The sequence below is a fragment of the Ktedonobacter racemifer DSM 44963 genome (assembly GCF_000178855.1).
Lineage (GTDB): Bacteria > Chloroflexota > Ktedonobacteria > Ktedonobacterales > Ktedonobacteraceae > Ktedonobacter > Ktedonobacter racemifer.
This window is the reverse complement of the sequence record NZ_ADVG01000001.1, coordinates 312,612-331,040: the sequence shown is the minus strand read 5'-3', so window position 1 is coordinate 331,040 and position 18,429 is coordinate 312,612. Positions and strand designations below refer to the sequence as shown.

Below are 18,429 nucleotides of genomic sequence, written 5' to 3'. Positions count from 1 at the left end.
TTTCAGGGGGAAGATGATTCTGCAGCGAGGCGCGCGAAACGCGCTTCCTGTCCAGCCTTCAGGATGCGAGACAGAAAAAGACGGTGAGAGAAGGATCGACAGGTAAATCGTGTTCTTGCGCAAATTGATCCGGAACAGACGACACTTCGCTGTATGATGGTTGACGCCCGTGGGCAGTCGAATTGAGCAAAAAAGTCACCTCCTAAGAGAGGGTAAACGGGCCTCTTGAGCCGTGCGAGACATTTCTTGCTTCCTGTTTTTTTGCTCAAGTTGGCTGCCCACTCCTGTCAACGCTCATATGACGGGGTGTCTGCCAGCAAAACCAGAGCGAGCTGTCCTGTTGGTATCGCAGCTAATAGCCCATTAGGTGCGATAGCTTGCCCTTTTCCAACGAAAACAGTACACTGGTCCCGCTTACCAGGAGACACGAGATTCCGCATTAGGTGCAATAACGTATGGAGAGATCGGCCCATTTCCCATCGATCACCGTGAGACAGGCCTTCGCGCAGTTCCTCGAAGGCTCCTCCTTTGCCCGACGAACCCGCGAAAGCTATGCTGAAGATCTTCACCCCTTACTCACTCAAATAGGCCAGGCACCGATCACCGCACTCACTGATGACGTTGCCCGCTCCTTTCTGGCCACGCAGGAAGCGCTTGCTCCCGCGACGTACAATCGACGCCTGGCGGCATTGCGCAGTTTCAGCGGCTTTCTCTTCAATCGAAGATGGCTCACCGAAGCGCTTCTGGAGGGTGTTGAGCGCAAACCTGAAAGAAAAGCAGAAGCCCGTGCCCTGGATGCCCAGAAAGTTGAAGCTGTCTTACGTGGGATAGAGAATCCACGCGATCGTGCGCTCTTCTGGCTCACCTATGATGGAGGACTGCGTTGTCAGGAAGCGCTGGCCATCGACATCGACGACATCTCCTGGTCCGATCGCTCGATTCTGCTCCATGGCAAAGGAGGCCGCTCGCGTGAGATTGCCCCGATTTGAAAGAGTCCCGAAAGCTGAGATATACTCGAAGCAGATCAGAAAGGGGCTTATCAATGGGAAAGAGCCAAAAGGTCTACACAAAAGAATTCAAAGAGGAAGCCGTGCGGCTGGCGCAAACATCAGGCAAGCCGATTGCACAAATAGCGCGCGAGCTGGGTATCTCCGACAGCGCGATTCATGGGTGGCGCAAGGAATTAGCAGAACATGGGAAAGAAGCATTTCCAGGCAAAGGGCATCAAACCACGCTTGAGGAAGAAAATCGTCGCTTGAAACGCGAAGTCGAAAGACTCCAGCAGGAGCGTGACATACTAAAAAAAGCAGTGAGCATCTTCTCACGGGAATCCAAATGAAACATCAATTTATTGAACAGCACAAGCATGAATTCTCCATTGTTATCATGTGCGATGTGCTCGGAATCTCGGAAAGCGGCTTTTATGCCTGGCGCAAACGTTCAGCCTGCCTGCGCGAACGAGAAGATGCTCATTTAACGCAGAAGATACGGCAGGTGTTTGTAACTCATCAAGGACGATATGGAAGCCCACGCATTTTGAGAGAGCTGCGTGACGAAGGGATCACCTGCTCACGCAAACGGATCGCCAGGCTCATGCGGCAGAAGAACCTTTCTGCCAGACGTAAACGGCGTCGAGTAGTGACCACAAAAAGAGATATGGCTCATCCAGTCGCTCCCAACCTTTTAAATCGGGAATTTCGTGCTGAAGCGCCAAACAAAAAATGGGTGACGGATATCACGTATATCCCAACTCGACAAGGATGGCTCTATCTCGCGGTCATTTTAGATCTGTATTCACGAATGGTTGTGGGATGGTCGATGTCGAGCAATTGCGATGAGAGATTAATAGAACAGGCACGCTAACCTTGCCCTTGCCCGCCGTCGCCCTAAAGCGGGGTTGCTGCATCACAGTGATAGAGGAAGTCAGTACACTTCAAGAGCGTATCAGGCGTGTTTAGAACAAGCTGGAATACAGTCAAGTATGTCACGTAAAGGAAATTGTTGGGACAATGCCGCGATGGAGAGTTTCTTTGGAACCTTAAAAGATGAATGTGTAGGGGAACGCATTTATTCATCACATGATGAAGCGCGATTAGCACTCTTTACCTACATGGAAGTCTATTATAATCGTGTTCGTCGGCATTCTACACTCGGATACGTAAGTCCACTGAATTATGAGCGGACGGGGAATTAAAAAACATAACGTAACGTTTGACGTAGTACAATTTTTATACTATAATAAAAACGTTAACGTCACGTTGCGTCAAAACATTTTTCACTCTCCTCACCTCAAACCTCTAGAGACTCTACGAAAACGGGGCAAGCTCAATTCCAGGAAAGGAGTGAGTTGTGACCACCAGGCAAACGCCGCCCCAACGACAGGATGCACAAGCACCGGATCAGCAGCTCGCGTTCGACTATTCTCTTCTCGATGAGGAGACGCGTCACTTTGTGTATCAGAAGACGTTGAGACGCAGGGGTACCTGAAACGAACGGCTGAAGATGTCGTGCGCATTGGGCTCAATCTCCGTGCCGTCAAAGATCGCCTCCCGCATGGGCACCTTATGGCCTGGGCGAAAGGCGAACTGGGACTCAGTCGACAAAGCTGCCAGAACTTTATGCGCGTGGCAGAGCGCTTTGGGGAACGCATCCATCGGTTTGGCGCGATCCCCATCAGCGCCCTGTATGAGTTGCTCAATGCCCCTGAGGAAGTGCTCAAGCAGATTGAAGAGCAGCATATCCCACTCACGCGCCCCGCTGTGCGCGCGGCCAAAGAGCAGGCTCGCCAGGAGCAGTAGAACAGAGCACACCAGTGGCAGAGGAACAGAGGCCAGACGAGATCGAACTCTTCCAGCTTCGCAGGCAGGTCACACATCTGGAACAAGAACGCCGACACTTGCTCCAGGAAGTGGCCGACTATCGACACAAGAAACAAGAGGATCCAGTCCTTCCAGCACAGATAGAGCAGCATATCCAGATGTTAGAGCAGCGCGTGAGCGAGCTGACCACACAACGCGAGACCCTCTCACGACACCTTGCCAGCGTGAGCGAGCAAGCGCGCCAACAGGTGCTGGAACACAATAGCTTGAGCCACGAGCAGCAGGCACGTCTGCGCTGGCGCGAAATCACCATGGAATTTCTCCGTAGTAGAGGGATGTTGTTCTCTAACATGCCTTCCCCACTGATGCTGGAGACCTTTGAGGCTGAAGATTGGGCCAGACTGGAACAGATCGAACAGGGTCCTGACACCGTTACTCCAGGCAGTCAATCAGCTCTACTCCCATTCAGCCTCTACTGTTGAAGCTGGGTGATAGAGGTTCGCTTCCCCCGACGAACGCTGTGACGCTTCGGGAAGAACCTCTTGCCTCAATATACTGTCCCACCCACAGACACAAGTTGCCCAATGTGCTTCATTGGGCAACTTGGTAGGTAACATCAAGGATAGGGAAGAAACGCTTATCCCGGTATGGAAACGAGAAAAAGATGGGTGTGGATGGATCGTGCGCCGTGTCGGTGCAGAGAGTAATACCTGTCACAGACAGGAGAGGTCGAGAGTGAAAACCTCTAGGACAAGAGCTAACCCGGAGGGGAAACCCAAAGGCGACTGTAGCATGCTCATAAAGCGAGAAATATCAGAAGGCATGTATGATAGAGTCTCGCAAGTCCTGTGTGCATGAAGCCCCGCTAGGGGGAGAGGTGAAACTGGCTAATTGTTGAACCTACGTTTCCGTGCGATGAAATGCGCATCCATCCTACCATGCCCAAAGGGATGACACTGAGAATACATCATAGGGGATCCAGATGATGGAAACACTCTCTCCAGTGAGCAGCGGGTAATGAACCCGATAGGAAACAAACGGGCACCTAAACACACTCAACGTTCTCTTTGCGCAAAAGCGGGATCGCCTAAAAGACGCGAGTCTCATGGCGACGGAGTTGCCATAGTAGTGCGCCTTTGTGCCACAAATGTCTTCCTTACCCGTCGGGGTAAGCTCACTAGAGCAAGGTGAGTAACACAGCGACTTACCCGTTCTCATAGAGAGCGGGGACACCTTCACCCGAAAGGCGTGGGGGGAAAATAGCATGTCGTGTCAAAGGTGAGTGAAGCTCCAGTCCCAGGAGCCAGAGGCTCATCAGTGAAGCTGTATAGGGTGAAGTCTTGATTGGCTGAATTCAAGTCACGGCGGAAATGGAGCAGCCCACAGGAGAAGGGACTATCGCCTGTGTCCAACGTGTAGGGGAACGGTACTACTTTCCCTACAAGCTCTCGTTGGAGCCAGCCCTCACGGAGAGGGAAATGACGAAATGGGCACCTACGTACAGACTGAGACATTTGATGGAACTAAGGGATCGCCTAAACCCCGTAAGGGGCATGGTGACGGAGCGACCATACGAGTTGGGTATGTACCCAGCAAAGGGTTGCAGGAGGCCACACTCAAAAATGGTGGTTGACACGGATGTGTCAGAAGACCACTGTGGGAGTGGTGCTGAAAAGACACTGGCCTCTGGAGAGCTTCATGCATCGAAAGGGTGCACGTGGAGTTCGGAGGGGAGGGGTTGATGCTCCCGAGCAATCGGGACTTGGCCTCTTACCCTACCTCAAAGGCTTGGAGTAATGTCCGAGACATGGGGAAGGGCAACAGGTTATATGGGAGCGGAAAGGCAAGGGACGCGAAATGCGAAGAGCCAAACCTGAAAACTCCCAGAAGCTGGAGAGCCGGATGCTACGGAAACGGGCATGTCCGGTTCGGTGGGGGGCCGAGGGAAAAGGGCTGCCACAAGGCAATACCTCGCCCGCGGCCTACCCAACTCCATCGTCTCCCCATCCATTTTCCATGCTGTGACCATAGCCACAGACGTCTATGATAGACTACAGTAGAAAAGAGGAAACAGAGCACCATTTTTCCTACATGCGAGACAAAGGTGATAGACGATGGATATGCTTTTGCCATTTCTTGACATATCTGGACCTGATGGGCAACACTTCCAAGTGGAATTGGAGAAGGATGCGGTGACCATTGGACGCTTTGACCAATTCAACGATATTGCCCTCTCCCCCGATCCCCAGCAACTCATTACCCGCAAAGTGCATTGCACCCTTGAGCATGATCTCTATGGCTGGTGGGTCGCCGATAACGGCAGCGTCAACCGAACGTTTGTGCGTCGTGGCGATGACATACAGATCGTGCAAGGTCGCACCCTGCTCAATGAAGGAGAGAGCATCCGCATCCTGGGGAGACTCACCGAGACGGGAGAGCCGCTCTACTGGGAACTGACCTTCAGTGATCCGCTGGGGACGCGTCCTTCCGGTCCGCCACGGCAGGTGGCCTATCTGGAATATGATTGGATTGAGGCCAGACTCTATCGCGTCGAGGGTTCCAGGAGGCTGGAGATCCACGAGATACGGCCCCAGGAGCATAAGCTCATCCGCTATATGGAGCAGCGCAACCGGGCCAATGGCAATGTAGCGGTCATGTGTTCCTATGAAGAACTGCTTGCAGCCGTGTGGGGGGAGGAAGCCTACCACACGGAGGGGGACATAAATCACTTGATCTGGGAACTGCGCAAGAAGCTCGAACCCGACCCAAAAGCGCCGCGTTTTCTTGAGACGGTACGCGGGTTAGGCTATCGGCTCGTCACCTCGCCCAGAGGGAAGGAGGAAGCATGAATAAGCAGAACTGGCAGCAGGGGGATGTGTTGCTTGAACAATACGAGGTACTGGGCACCCTGGGTGAAGGGGGAATGGGCACGGTCTACAAAGTGCACCACCGGGGCTGGAACATTGACCTGGCTGTCAAAAGCCCCCAACCGGAGGTCTTTGTAAGAGCGGACGGCAAAGAGAACTTCATACGTGAAGCGGAAACCTGGGTCAATCTGCCACTGCATCCTCACATCGTGAGTTGTTACTACGTGCGTCTCATCGATGAGATCCCGCGCATCTTTGCCGAATATGTGGCAGGAGGGAGCTTGGGGGACTGGATTGGCAGCCGCCGCCTCTATAAGGGGGGACATCAACAAGCCCTGGAGCGGATGCTCGACCTTGCCATCCAGTTTGCCTGGGGCCTGCATGCTGCGCATGAGCAGGGACTGGTGCACCAGGATATCAAACCTGCCAATGTGATGATGAACCCGGAGGGAGTTGCCAAAGTCACAGACTTCGGTCTGGCGAAAGCACGGGCGATGGCGGGTGAGCAAGGAAGTGAAGAGGACAATGATCGGCGAAGTATTCTGGTGAGTTCTCGTGGCATGACCCCTGCCTACTGCTCCCCCGAGCAGGCAGCCGGCAAAGCGCTGAGCCGCAAGACAGATATCTGGAGTTGGGCCGTCTCGCTGCTCGAGATGTGGACAGGAGAAGTCACCTGGCGTAGTGGGATGCTCGCACGTGAGGCGCTCTCGAACTATGACCCCCAGGACGCAGCCATTCCCCCACTCCCCGCCAAGTTGGTGACATTGCTTGCGCGCTGCTTTGAGTCACAGCCAAAGGAGCGTCCAGCGACCATGTTGGAGGTGGCAATCACTCTCCAAGCGATCTATGCTCACGAGATCGGGCAAACCTATCCAAGGGAAGCATCGCAAGCAGCCACATTGCAAGCGGACACACTCAACAACCGAGCGCTTTCGCTGTTTGACCTAGGCAAAGTCGAGCAGGCAATGCGCGTCTGGGAACAAGCTCTGCGGGCCGATCCTCAGCATCTGGAGGCGAACTACAACCGAGGAGTGGTGCTCTGGCGACAAGGGAAATTATCCGATGACGCGTTGATCGATCGGTTGAAAATGGTTCGATCAGCACAAATCCAATCAGGGTGGGGGTCCTACCTGCTCGCCCAGATCAATCTGGAACAAGGTGACGTCATCACGGCGCTTGAATTGCTTGAAGAAGCCTCACAACTGGCACCTCATGAAGAGGAGATCGAGAAATTGCTCGAACAAGCAAAAACTCTCCCTTCCTCTAATGAGGGATTCTACCTGTACGATATGTATGGGTGGATTCTCTCGGAGAGCTTGAGTGCCAATGGACATTGGCTTGTTTGTGGCTATGAAAATGGCGTGATAAAACTGGGAGACGTCGTGGCAGAATGCTGTCTGCGCACATTTGAGGGCCATACCGCTGAGATCACCGCTGTCAGCATCAGTGAAGATGGGCGCTGGATCGTCTCCGGCAGTCAGGACCACACCATGAGAATCTGGGAGGCCGCTACTGGACAGTGTATGTACACCGTCGAGTGTTGGAATTATGATTGGGTGACCGCAGTGAAATTGAGTAAGGATGGACACTGGATCGTCTCTGGCAGTCAGGAGGGCGACGTAGCTCTCCGGGAAACCGCTACAGGGAGGTGTATCTGCAGCTTTGGCAGTGACAAGGATAACTACAACGCAGCTCTCGATCTTGGCTTTGTTGGTAGTTTCCAGGGCCATATCAGCACTGTCACCGCTATCAGTATCAGCGAGGACAGGCATTGGATTGTCTCCGGCAGTCAGGACTGTATAGTCAAGTTCTGGGATACTCTCGTCAAGCGCTGCCAGCGAACGTTTGAGGGGCATACTGCTGAGGTCACCGCCGTCAGTATCAGTGAGGATGGGCGCTGGATCGCCTCTGGCAGCAAGGACCATACCATGAGGATCTGGGAAGCCACGACTGGACACTGTGCGCATATTTTGCAGGGCCATACTGCTGAGATCACCGCCGTCAGTATCAGTGAGGATGGGCGCTGGATCGTCTCCGGCAGTGAGGACCACACTGTACAGTACTGGGATGCTGTTACTGGATGCAGGGTGCAGGTTTTTCGGAACCTTTTTAATTCGGCAGAAGCGGTTTCTCTAAGTGAAGATGGATGCTGGATCGCTGCTTCCTTCGGAGACGGCACAGCGCAACGTTGGGAAAGAAGACCTTTTCAAAGTCCTCCTTGTTCTTTGGCTCCTTCACGCTTTCTTTCTTTCACGGATGTGATGCAAACGCATGCCTCTGCCAGGACACTCCTCCAGCAAGTTTCTCATGCCCTCAAAACCCAACAATTTGCACAGGCTCTGGATACCTTGAACCAGGTGCGTTCACTGCCCGGTTGGGAGCGCCATTCTCAATGTATGAATGCATGGGCAAGACTTTCGCGTCATTGTTTCCGCGCCCACCTGCGTGCTGCTTGGCATGCCAAAACGGTGGTGGTTGTTCCCCAAGAGATATTGGGTGCTTGTCCAGTCAGTGTCGACGTGAATGGGAACTGGAGCGCCTCTAGCGGTTCAGACGGCGTCATATGGCTGTGGGAAGTTAAGGCCGGACGTTACCTCCAACGTTTTAAGGGCCATCATGAGAGAGCAACCGCAATCGGCATAAGCAGCGATGGACGCTTCCTTGTTTCTGGAAGTTCGGATGCAACGATCCGTCTTTGGGAGACAGCCACCGGGCGCTGCCTACGGATCTTCCAGGGCCACACTGGCTCTGTGACTTCGGTGAGCATCAGTGGAGATGGACGCTGGATCGCCTCGGGAAGTTGGGACAGAACGATCCGTCTATGGGAGACGAGCACCGGGCGCTGTCTACGGATCTTAGAAGGCCATAGGAATGGGTACACCGCGGTGACTTCGGTAAGCCTGAGCAGAGATGGGTGCTGGATTGCCTCTTCTAGCGGCGAGGACCCAGTCGCGCGAGTATGGGAGACAGCCACCGGGCGCTGTGTGCATCAATTGATCGACCATAGCCGCAGTACGGTGATGACCGTTGACCTTAACGCGAATGGCAGCCTGCTGGTGTGTGGGTGCAGCAATGGTACGATCCAGCTTTGGGAGGTGGCGAACGAGCGCTGTTTACACGTCCTAACAGGCCACGTGAAAGGGGTAAATGGACTCCGCCTGAGTTCGGATGAACGTTGGATCGTCTCCGGCGGTGACGACTGCACGGTGCGGTTATGGGAGGCGACAACTGGACGCTGTGTCTATACCCTGGAAGGCCATGGCTATGGGGTGACCTCCGTGAGCTTGAGTTCAGATGGCCGTTGGATCGTCTCCGGCACCTGTGGTTCAACAGCCCGGCTCTGGGAACTCGACTGGGAATTGGAAACACACGACCCTACCGCGTGGGACGAAGGTGCTCGTACCTGCCTGGAGATCTTTCTCACCCTGCACACACCCTATGCGGCTGAAATGCCGCAGGACCGTGAGCCTACGGAGCGGGAAATTCAGCAAGCCCTTACTCGCCGGGGGACGCCCATATGGAAAGAAGAAGATTTCCAGGAATTGATCCATCAGTTGCAAGATACTGGCTATGGTTGGCTACGACCAGAAGGTATACATAGACAACTTGAACATATGGTGCGGGAACGGCAAGAACCATCGTCATTGTCAGAAGAAGAAAAGGGCAATGGTGCCTAGGGTGAGATCTTCACTCACCAGAAAAACGAGAGGTAGGAGCGTATCGATGCTGGGGACACTCATCTTGACCGTCACCGCTGGCCCAATGGAGGGCAAAGGGTTTACCTTCGATGAACATGATACCTTGCTCTGTGGCCGCATGAATGATTGCCATGTCTGCCTGCCAGATGATCGACAGATCTCGCGCCATCACTTTCTGCTGGAAATCAACCCACCCGATGCCCGTATCCGCGATCTGGGCAGCCTGCATGGCACCTACATCAACGGGCAGAAATATGGGGGACGCGAAAAGCATGAAACGCCCGAAGAAGGCGCGAAACACGAGTACTCCCAGGTGGATCTGCAGGATGGGGATGAGGTCAAAGTGGGGGCGACCGTGTTCCAGGTCAGCCTGGAGGGCGCTGCGGCATCGGTGGAGTCTGTACGTTGCCAGCGATGTGGTACCGATGTCTCCGCCGAGATAGGGGCCGCGCCACAGGGAGCATATGTCTGTGCGCGGTGCCGCGAGCAGGTCGAGCAGGACCCGCTTGCCCTGCTGATGGCCGTCCTCGATCGCGCATCACAGCACGAACGGAGGCAGCAGGAAGTCCAGGTCGAGGATTATGAGATGGGCAAGCTGCTTGGCGCGGGCGGCATGGGTGCGGTCTACCTGGCCCGACACAAACGCACGAGAGAACAGGTCGCTGTGAAAGTCATGCTTGCCAAAGTGCGCGTCTCGGATGATGCGCGCAGACAGTTTCTGCGCGCATCATCCGAGACCACACACAGCCTGCGTCATCCGCACATTGTCTGTTTCCTCGGCCATGGCGCGGAGGGGAGTCTCTTCTATTTCTGCTGGAATATTGTGCCGGAGGAAGCGTAGCCGATCTGATGAAACGGCGTGGTGGCCGACTCGCGCTGGAGGAATCCAGACCAATCATGCTTCAGGCGTTGCAAGGGCTAACCTATATTCATGAGCAGGGCTTTGTGCATCGGGATCTCAAGCCTCACAATATTCTGCTGGCAGGGGACGGGGGATCGAGGGTGGCCAAGAACTTTGAGCAGGAGGGGTTGAGCGGCATGACAGCCACCGGCAGCTATGCTGGCTCCTTCCCCTTTATGCCTCGTGAGCAGGTGATCAATTTCAAGCGGGTGCAACCGGTCAGCGATGTGTGGGCGATGGGCGCGACCTGCTATACCATGCTCACAGGCACCTTTCCACGGACCCATCGGAGAGGAGAAGACCCGATGCTGGCCATTTTGCACGGGGAGATTGTGCCCCTTCGCCAGCGTGATCCCCAGCTCCCGGCTCGCCTTGCCGAGGTGATCGACCGGGCGCTTGCCAACAAAGAAGGGGAACGGTTCCGCCATGCTGGAGAGATGTACGAAGCCCTGGTAAAAGCGAGTGAGTAGCACGCCAGGGACACACCGCTTACGTCAACGAGCGGCCCCGACCCGTGAGCGAAAGGAAGGTGAAACATGGAGCAACCTGCACACAAGCCTGTTTCCTGGTCAGTCCGAGCAGCGTGCGCGAGCGATATAGGACGCCACCGCCAGAAGCAGCAAGATCGGTACCTGCTCGCCCCGGAGCGCAAGCTCTTCATCGTCTCAGATGGGATGGGGGGACGCCAGGCCGGTGAAGTCGCCGCGCAGGCCGTAGTCACCGTCCTGCCTGCCCTGCTGGAGCGCGGTCTGGAACGAGCTCACGCCGCTGGGAGTGAGGCGCGGGAACGCGTCCTGCGTGAGAGCATCGTAGAAATGAGCCAGCACCTGCGAGCGGAGAGCATCGGGCGCGTTGGGCTGCATGGTCTGGGCGCGACCGTCGTCGTGGCCTGGCTCTATGATACGCAGGTGTCCCTGGCTCACCTGGGCGATAGCCGTCTCTATCTCTTCCGCGCCGATCGTCTCCTGCTGTTGACCGAGGATCACTCTGTGGTAACGCTCTTGCGGCAACGCGGAGAGATTACCCCGGAAGAGGCGCGCACACATCCAGCACGCGGGCAACTCACTCGCTATGTGGGCATGGAAGGCGAGGTCACGCCTGTTGTCCAGACGCTGCCGCTCCTCGCCGGAGATCGGCTCCTCCTGTGTACCGATGGGCTCACCTCTCTGGTGCCCGATCAGCACATCGCTCAGATCTTGCGAACCTCCCCGCAAGCCGAGGCCGCTTGCCAGGCATTGGTGCATACGACAAATACGGCGGGAGGGAAGGACAACACTACCACGCTTGTGGTTGATTGCATCGCGAGAGGGGGTAGTTCTTGACCATGACGTGGCGATCTACAGTGCTACACTAGACAAGAAAGAGTTCAGGGCTTCACAAAAGTTAGAGTAACCAGGCAAAAGCTTCCTCCAGATGCGATGAAAAACGCCTGATTTGGCGAGCCACATTGGAAACGTGATAGAAATCCATCATAAGAACCACGCCATGCGGGGACCCCTGGCTTTAGCCCTGTCACTTCCACACAAGTGTTGGCGTGCTGAAAAGAAAAGCAAGAACAAGCGAAGGAGGAAGGCTCATGGAACAAGAACCCTTGCAGCATGCCGACACGTGGGCCGCCCAGAACTTTGGAGCAGCAGAATTGGGAGATCCACGTCGTACTGATCGTTTGATCAAGATCGCAAACGCCCTGGCGGAGAACCCATCGGCCTCGTTGCCTCACGCTTTAGAGACCTGGGGAGAAACGCAGGGGGCGTATCGTTTCCTGAATGATCCAGCTTTCAACTATCAGGAGATCCTGATGCCCCATTGGAGTCAGGTCTATCACGAGGCGAGCCAATGCTCACGCACGCTCCTGCTGGCAGACACGACCGAGTTTGACTTCACGACGCATCACGCTCTCAAAGGGCGGGGGCCGGTGGGCAACAGCAAAGAGAATATTGGTTTCAGTCTGCACACGGTGCTCGCGATGCACTCGCAGACGCAGGAGATTTTGGGATGCATGACCCTCTTACCTTTCCTTCGCAAGCTCGCTCCTGTGGGGGAAACGCGCGTCACAGCGCAAGAAGCGAGAGAGAGAATCGCAGGTTTGGGAGCACAGCATCCAACAGATCGGACGGGTCCCTGAGAACCACCAATGGATCTACGTGGGAGATAGCGGCAGCGATGTGTACACCTTTTGGCAGACGTGTGAAGATCTCGGATATGATGCGCGTGTTGCGAGTGGCCCAGGATCGTGATGTGGAGAAACCCGAAGGGGAGACAGAAGCCGTGCTCGATCCGGAGCATCTCAAAACCCTGGTGCGTCACCTGCCAGCCGTCGATGCCCATGCAGTGAGCATTCCCGCCCAGCGTCAGCAGCCCAAACGTGAGGCGATGTTGCAGATCACCTTTCAACACGTACGGGTCCAGCCGCCTCTTCACGGAGCCTCCTTACGCAAAACGGAGATCTGCGCCTGGGTGGTGCGGGTGTGGGAACCACAGCCGCCTGAAGGACAGGAGCCGTTAGAATGGATTTTGTTGACCACGCTGCCGATAACGTGTGCGAGCGATGCCTGGGAGGTGGTGCAATGGTATGGCTGGCGCTGGCTGCTGGAGGATTTCCATAAAGCGCTCAAAACCGGCTGCCGGATGGAACACCACAACGTGCAAAGCATGGATGCCCAGTGGAGATTGCTCGCTATCCTGACCCCGATAGCTTTGCGTTTGCTCGTGATCCGGCGAGCAGCGCAGCAAGCCATCGAGATCCCTGCGACCGCTGTGGTTTCCCAAGAAGCGGTTCAAATCGTCGTCTTGCTGGATCCCCGCCATAGGACTATTGAGACCGCCAAGCAACTGTGGCGCGCCATTGCCCGCTTGGGGGGCTACCTCGACCGCAAGAGTGATGGTCCCCCCGGATGGCAGACTTTATGGAAAGGATGGATGCGGGTCATGGACGTCCTGGAAGGCGTTCATCTCGCCACGCTTCTCCATCCTTTATGATTTTGTGTGTACGTGTAAAGCTTTAGCCATGGGGTATCTGACCAAGGAAAGAACCAGAGAATTCAGAACAGCGAGCATTTGAGCGACTGGAGGAACGCGAACCCCGCATCGGTCTTCCCCGAGCGTGACATCGCGGCGTCCTAACTTTTGCGAAGCCTGTCTTCATTGAGAATGCGAGGCTATTTTTCGAACAGATAGCCCAGGGAATTAGTACAGCGGCCAGTTTGACAACGTTCCAAATGTTGCCAAACTGACCCCTTCCAAACTCTCTTTTACCACAGCCATAGCCACACTTTATGCTTCTTTCGTGTCTTTATGCTTCTAGGAGATCTTTTATGATGATCTTCCTCATTTTAAGCATTGCTTGCATGGCTCTGCCAGCCTTCTCAGGGTCCTTGTCTTGAAGCGCTTCGTTCAACGCATTAGGAATAATCTGCCAGGACAAACCATATTGATCTTTCAACCAGCCACATTGGCCTTCTTCTCCTCCTTTGGAAAGCTTCTCCCACAACTCATCTACCTTTTCCTGCGTCTCGCACTTCACGAAAAACGATATGGCCTCCGTGAAGGTGAATTGCGGTCCACCGTTTAACGCCATGAAATCTTGCCCTTCAAGCTGGAATGTCACTGACATAACTGTTCCCTCTGGCCCGAGCACGGTACTCACAATTTTTGCATCTTGAAAAAGAGACGTATAAAAATGTGCAGCCTCTTCCGCTTGATGGTCGAACCATAAGAATGGGATGATTTTTTGCATAGCATCTCCTCTGAATCATTGTCCGTTTTTTGCTTTCTCGAAAATCGCCTGGAGTTGAGCAAAGATGATAGTCATCTCTGCCGTCCTTCAGTAGAATACCCTAATCAGAGGATCGTGTCTTGTATCAAATGGCAAGTTTTTCAGCTCTATACTCACGGACAATTTGTGCTGGCGTTTGTCCAATCAATTGCTTCATTGACCTGGTCAGATGGGGCTGATCGAAATAGCCAGCCTCGTGAACGGTATCAAGGATCGATTTGCCTTGCCACAAAAGCTCCTCCGCCCGTTTCGCGCGTTCGACTTGACGAATATAACTTTGAGTCAATCCGGTCGCTTGTAAAAAACGATGTCGTACCGTGCGGGATGCCATCTCTTGCGGATGGTTTTGTAACACCGCATTCACGACTGAATCACGAACGAGCACATCATTACGCACAAGCCTGTCTATAAACGTATCGACATTTTCATAGTCTGGAAATTGCCACGTAGAACCATGCAGCCAGAAATATCGACCGGAGGCTTCAGGAAGGCTCGTCTGCCCATCCAGGAGTTGCCTTGTGGGAAGATGGGGCATAAATGTGCCAAGTTGAAACTTGATCCAAATAATCTCAGCCCCTTCTGTGTAAGACACTATGCCAGATGTCGTCAATGGTCCGGCGACTATGAGTTGGGCCTTGCCATGATATCTGACGAAGACCATGTGCCAATGAGTCTCTGCCGGACGGAGAGAAGAACCCTCACCCTCCGTTCGCCCATGCGTAATGGTTTCTACATAAGGTGAGTCCGACAATCTTTCCTCATAAATAAAGCTCATACTTTTGCTCCTCAGATCTCTGAACGTACAGGGCCTCTCAGAATGGCATAACTCTTCCTCATTTTGAGTGAAAGCGGCTACGCATTCGCCAGCATTAAGCCCTTTCAAAAAGGTACGAGGCGTTTGGTGCCGTTACTATACATTTCCCAAAAGCCATTGACATTCCGGAAAAAGCGGTAGTGACTCTAGCTAGTACTAGTATCCCCTGCAAAATGGGCCCCTTCATCCCGCTTCCGAAGCCAAAGGGTCTTGAGCAACACTTGCCTGGGTGCTTGAGTCGCTGGTCAGACGAGGTTCTCTGAAAGCAGAGGGAGGTGACCAGTCCACTTCGAGGCGGTGCTATCCTGAAGGAAAGGAGGAGAGAAAGATGCTCGTCGATGCATATCCACCAGAAAATGTCTTTGCCCGTGTGCCTGAACTGGCTGCCCAGACGGATCCGGTGCTCAAGGAACTGGATCGGCTGTTGGAGGATGATCAGCTCTACCAACAGGTGCGTGCGGATTTGGGGAAGCGACACCGCTTCACACTCGTTCATGGTCGCCCCTCGACGCCGGTGGAAGTGATCTTGCGCATGCTGGTGTGCAAACATCTGTATCAGTGGAGCTATCGGGAAACCGAAGAGCGAGTCAAGGACAGTCTGGTGCTGCGCTGGTTTTGCCGGGTGTATGCGTGAGGCAGTGCCCGATGAAACAACCTTGCTGCGCTGGTTGCGAACCTTGCGCCCCCCAGACGCTGCATGCCTTGAACGATCGCGTGGTGGAGCTGGCAGTGCAAGCCAAGGTAACCAAGGGGCGCAAACTACGATTGGACGCGACCTGCGTGCAAACCGAGATTCATCACCCGACGGACAGTGGACTGCTGGTGGACAGTGTACGGGTCCTCTCTTGCATCGTGAAGAAGGCCAAAGGGATGGTCACGCATCAGGTAAGCTCTCTCCAGGCGACCTGCCGCTCACGGCTGCGCTCAGCCAAACAGACAGCCCAACGGCTGCATCGGCAGCTGAGGCGCAAGGGTGAGGCCAAAGAGGCCGAGCAAAAGCAGCTGTATCAGAAGCTCATCGAGACGGTAGTTGTTCCTTTCGCTCTCTTGCATCACAAGATACGATGTGATATACTTTTCTTCAGTATACTGCACTGCAAGATAGTGAAAGGAAGACCTTCGTGGAGGCACGCTTGACCCAATTGCTCAAGGGCACGTTGGATATGTGTCTGCTGGCCACCATTGCTCAGCGGCCCTGTTATGGCTACGAGATGGTCCAACGCTTGGCCCAGCAAGGACTCTCGCTGGTGAGCGAAGGCAGTATCTATCCTCTTCTCAGCCGTCTGCAACAGCGCGGCTACCTGGAAGGATATCTTGTCCCCTCAACGGATGGCCCTCCGCGCAAGTACTATCGTCTTCTCCCCAAAGGAGCCGAACAATTGGCCGAGTGGCAGGCTGAGTGGGACAGCTTTGCCCAGGCCGTTTCACAGATTTTGAAAGGAGCACATGCTGATGTTGATCCTCGATCAGCCCACCCGCAGCCAGATCTCCGACCTCAGTGAGGCATGTGGGAGGTACTGGGAACTGCGGGGGATTGCGAAGGCGCACAGGAACGAGATGCAACTGGAATTAGAGCACCACCTTCTCCAGGCAGCGATGGATGGAAAATCTCTGGAAACAGTTGTTGGTCCCAATCCTGCCGCCTTTGCCGAAGCCTGGGCCAGAGAAATGCACCCCCATGCCTTGCGGGGAGGAATTCTGCTCCTGCCTGGACTGGTCTACGCCTTGAGTGTCATCAGTACCACAGCCCTCGTGGAACCCCTGTTTGCCCACACATCTTCCTTCACCTTGACCCTCTTCAGCGCCTTTGTGCTTGGAGGCTGTGGAGTGGCGGCACTCTTGCTTCCGCTGGCAGGATTCCTCGTGGTGCGCATGAGAACCCGGGCGGAACGGCGTATGCTGTTGGCTGCCGTTTTCGTCCTGGGTGCGCTGGTCGCCCGTTTGGTGGGGGTACGGGTGAACTGGAGCACGACACTGCTCTCTTGGAACTGGCCGCTGACGTTCTTGTTAATCACCCTGGCAGTGGGGCTGGCTTCCCTGGAGTGCTGGCGGCGAGTCTCCCACGAGCGAATGTCCTCTGGTCGTCGGGGGAAGTTGTGGCGCTCTATGCTGACACTGGCAAGCAGCGTCGTCCTGTTCGACCTGTTTCTGGGTGTGAGCAGCGTGGTCTTCTTCAACGTCTGTGGGCTTGCAGGCAGGGTGCTTTGACTGAACTTGAGGGGGAAGCTGAAGAGCGGGTGTTCCCCTGGCGAAAGAGGAATCAACAGCTCGCCAAAAGGTGGGAGAATGTATGCAAAGAACAGCAAATGGCATACATTCCTTTCCCATTGACATCAGAGAAGAAATGTTCTAGAATAGACATGCATAAAAGTCCTTAGAGTTTAAAAGGTGATCTAAAGAATGATTCGAGCCCACAAAATCCGTCTTCATCCCACTGATGAGCAAAAAGTGTACTTTGCCAAAGCAGCAGGTGTTGCGCGATTTGTGTGGAATTGGGCGCTCGCGGAATGGACCCGGCAATATGAAACCGGGGAGAAGCCCACAGCGTTACAGCTCAAGAAACAATGTAACGAGATTCGGCGCGAGCAGTTCCCTTGGACGTGGGAAATTACCAAGAATGCCTCGGATCAGCCGTTCCTGGACCTGGGCAAAGCCTTCAAGGCCTTCTTCGAGGGAAAGGCACGAAGACCCAGGTTCAAGAGCAAAAAGCGCAGTAAACCAAGCTTTTATCTGGCGAACGATCAGATGGAAGTGGGCGCCCACCGCGTGTGGATACCCAAACTCGGTTGGGTCAACATGGCCGAGAATCTCCGATTCAAGGGAAAGATCACCGGGGCGCGGGTGACACGTACTTCGGACTGGTGGTTCATCGCTATCACGATGGAAGTCCCAGATGAACAGCCCACCAAACGCTCTGCAGCCGTTGGGATCGATATGGGCTTGAATCGACTGGCAACCTTGAGTACCGGTGAGGAATTTGAGAACCAAAAATATCTCACCACGGCCCTCAAAAAGCTGCGTCAGGCCAACAAGCGGCTGCATCGGCGGAAACCTGGCTCAAAGAACCGGGAGAGAGCCCGTCGCCAGGTGGCACGGCTCCACTATCGCATTACCTGCCTGCGAGATGATGCGCTGCACAAACTGACCACCAAGCTTGCCACTTGTTACGGGATCGTCGGTGTCGAGGATCTCCATCTCAAGGGGTTGCTCAAAAATCGCAAGCTGGCTCGCTCGTTCTCCGATGCCGCACTTGGCAAACTGGTGAACCTGCTCACCAGGAAGGTTGAACAGCGTGGCGGGCAGGTGGTGAAGGTGGGACGCTTTTTCCCTTCCAGTAAGACCTGTCATGCTTGCGGTTGGAGGTGGGAAGACATGCAGCTCTCTGATCGGGTCTTCCTGTGCCAGAATCACCAATGCGCATACCATCTCTTCCCCCAGGATAGGGATGGGAATGCCTCGTTGAACATCCTGTACGAAGCCCTTCGCTTGATCGGGCTCAGTGATCAAGTCGTCGGCGGCACTGGCTCGGACGCGACGTAAAACTCGGCTGTGGAC

The 18,429-nt window shown here is 54.7% G+C and carries 15 protein-coding genes and 3 pseudogenes; 16 read left to right on the top strand and 2 right to left on the bottom strand.

Going from position 1 to position 18,429, the window contains the following annotated elements:
• The first annotated feature begins 455 nt into the window (after positions 1–455).
• The 12 genes and pseudogenes from KRAC_RS01530 to KRAC_RS01480 all read left to right on the top strand — a co-directional run bounded on the left by KRAC_RS01530 (position 456) and on the right by KRAC_RS01480 (position 13,264).
• Positions 456–989: a tyrosine-type recombinase/integrase gene (locus tag KRAC_RS01530; protein WP_007903953.1), complete on the top strand. Its 534-nt coding sequence runs from the start codon at positions 456–458 to the stop codon at positions 987–989.
• A 53-nt stretch (positions 990–1,042) separates the two neighbouring features.
• Positions 1,043–2,194 (top strand): annotated as a pseudogene (locus tag KRAC_RS79185) (IS3 family transposase).
• Positions 2,195–2,349: 155 nt separating this feature from the next.
• Positions 2,350–2,487 (top strand): hypothetical protein, encoded by a 138-nt coding sequence (locus KRAC_RS75220; protein WP_244421919.1) that lies wholly within the window; start codon positions 2,350–2,352, stop codon positions 2,485–2,487.
• 20 nt (positions 2,488–2,507) lie between these two features.
• Positions 2,508–2,798, top strand: coding sequence for a DUF3102 domain-containing protein (locus KRAC_RS75215; RefSeq protein WP_040441727.1), 291 nt, complete (start codon positions 2,508–2,510; stop codon positions 2,796–2,798).
• Positions 2,799–2,812: 14 nt separating this feature from the next.
• Entirely contained in the window at positions 2,813–3,301 is a 489-nt protein-coding gene (locus KRAC_RS75210) for a hypothetical protein (RefSeq protein ID WP_007903949.1), read from the top strand.
• Positions 3,302–4,676: 1,375 nt separating this feature from the next.
• Positions 4,677–4,844 (top strand): hypothetical protein, encoded by a 168-nt coding sequence (locus KRAC_RS70545; RefSeq protein WP_157506256.1) that lies wholly within the window; start codon positions 4,677–4,679, stop codon positions 4,842–4,844.
• An 89-nt stretch (positions 4,845–4,933) separates the two neighbouring features.
• Entirely contained in the window at positions 4,934–5,668 is a 735-nt protein-coding gene (locus tag KRAC_RS60510; protein WP_007903948.1) for a winged helix-turn-helix domain-containing protein, read from the top strand.
• Entirely contained in the window at positions 5,665–9,363 is a 3,699-nt protein-coding gene (locus KRAC_RS01500; protein WP_007903947.1) for a protein kinase domain-containing protein, read from the top strand. Before KRAC_RS60510 ends, KRAC_RS01500 begins: the two co-directional genes overlap by 4 nt.
• A pseudogene (locus KRAC_RS65045) lies at positions 9,257–10,755 on the top strand (protein kinase domain-containing protein). Before KRAC_RS01500 ends, KRAC_RS65045 begins: the two are co-directional and overlap by 107 nt.
• A 66-nt stretch (positions 10,756–10,821) precedes the next feature.
• Complete coding sequence (locus tag KRAC_RS01490; protein ID WP_007903945.1) at positions 10,822–11,607, top strand: PP2C family protein-serine/threonine phosphatase; 786 nt, start codon at positions 10,822–10,824, stop codon at positions 11,605–11,607.
• A 254-nt stretch (positions 11,608–11,861) separates the two neighbouring features.
• Positions 11,862–12,410, top strand: a complete 549-nt coding sequence (locus tag KRAC_RS60495; RefSeq protein WP_052567843.1) for an IS4/Tn5 family transposase DNA-binding protein — start codon at positions 11,862–11,864, stop codon at positions 12,408–12,410.
• Positions 12,411–12,448: 38 nt separating this feature from the next.
• Positions 12,449–13,264, top strand: coding sequence for an IS4 family transposase (locus tag KRAC_RS01480; RefSeq protein ID WP_157506255.1), 816 nt, complete (start codon positions 12,449–12,451; stop codon positions 13,262–13,264).
• Between the two features lie 313 nt (positions 13,265–13,577).
• Here KRAC_RS01480 and KRAC_RS01475 read toward each other — a convergent pair whose 3' ends face one another.
• Positions 13,578–14,021: a VOC family protein gene (locus KRAC_RS01475; protein ID WP_007903944.1), complete on the bottom strand. Its 444-nt coding sequence runs from the start codon at positions 14,019–14,021 to the stop codon at positions 13,578–13,580.
• A gap of 124 nt (positions 14,022–14,145) precedes the next feature.
• Positions 14,146–14,835, bottom strand: coding sequence for a helix-turn-helix domain-containing protein (locus KRAC_RS01470; RefSeq protein WP_007903943.1), 690 nt, complete (start codon positions 14,833–14,835; stop codon positions 14,146–14,148).
• A 367-nt stretch (positions 14,836–15,202) separates the two neighbouring features.
• On the opposite strand from KRAC_RS01470, the pseudogene KRAC_RS68820 reads away from it, so the two are divergent.
• The 4 genes and pseudogenes from KRAC_RS68820 to KRAC_RS01445 form a co-directional block, all read left to right on the top strand.
• A pseudogene (locus KRAC_RS68820) lies at positions 15,203–15,900 on the top strand (transposase); the annotation flags it as partial.
• Between the two features lie 95 nt (positions 15,901–15,995).
• A complete protein-coding gene (locus KRAC_RS01455; protein WP_007903942.1) occupies positions 15,996–16,376 on the top strand; it encodes a PadR family transcriptional regulator in 381 nt (126 codons plus the stop codon).
• On the top strand, positions 16,327–17,082 hold the full coding sequence (locus KRAC_RS01450) for a hypothetical protein (protein ID WP_007903938.1): 756 nt from the start codon (positions 16,327–16,329) through the stop codon (positions 17,080–17,082). The genes KRAC_RS01455 and KRAC_RS01450 overlap by 50 nt, the downstream gene beginning before the upstream one ends.
• Before the next feature lie 192 nt (positions 17,083–17,274).
• Positions 17,275–18,414, top strand: coding sequence for an RNA-guided endonuclease InsQ/TnpB family protein (locus tag KRAC_RS01445; RefSeq protein ID WP_007903932.1), 1,140 nt, complete (start codon positions 17,275–17,277; stop codon positions 18,412–18,414).
• Positions 18,415–18,429: the final 15 nt, after the last annotated feature.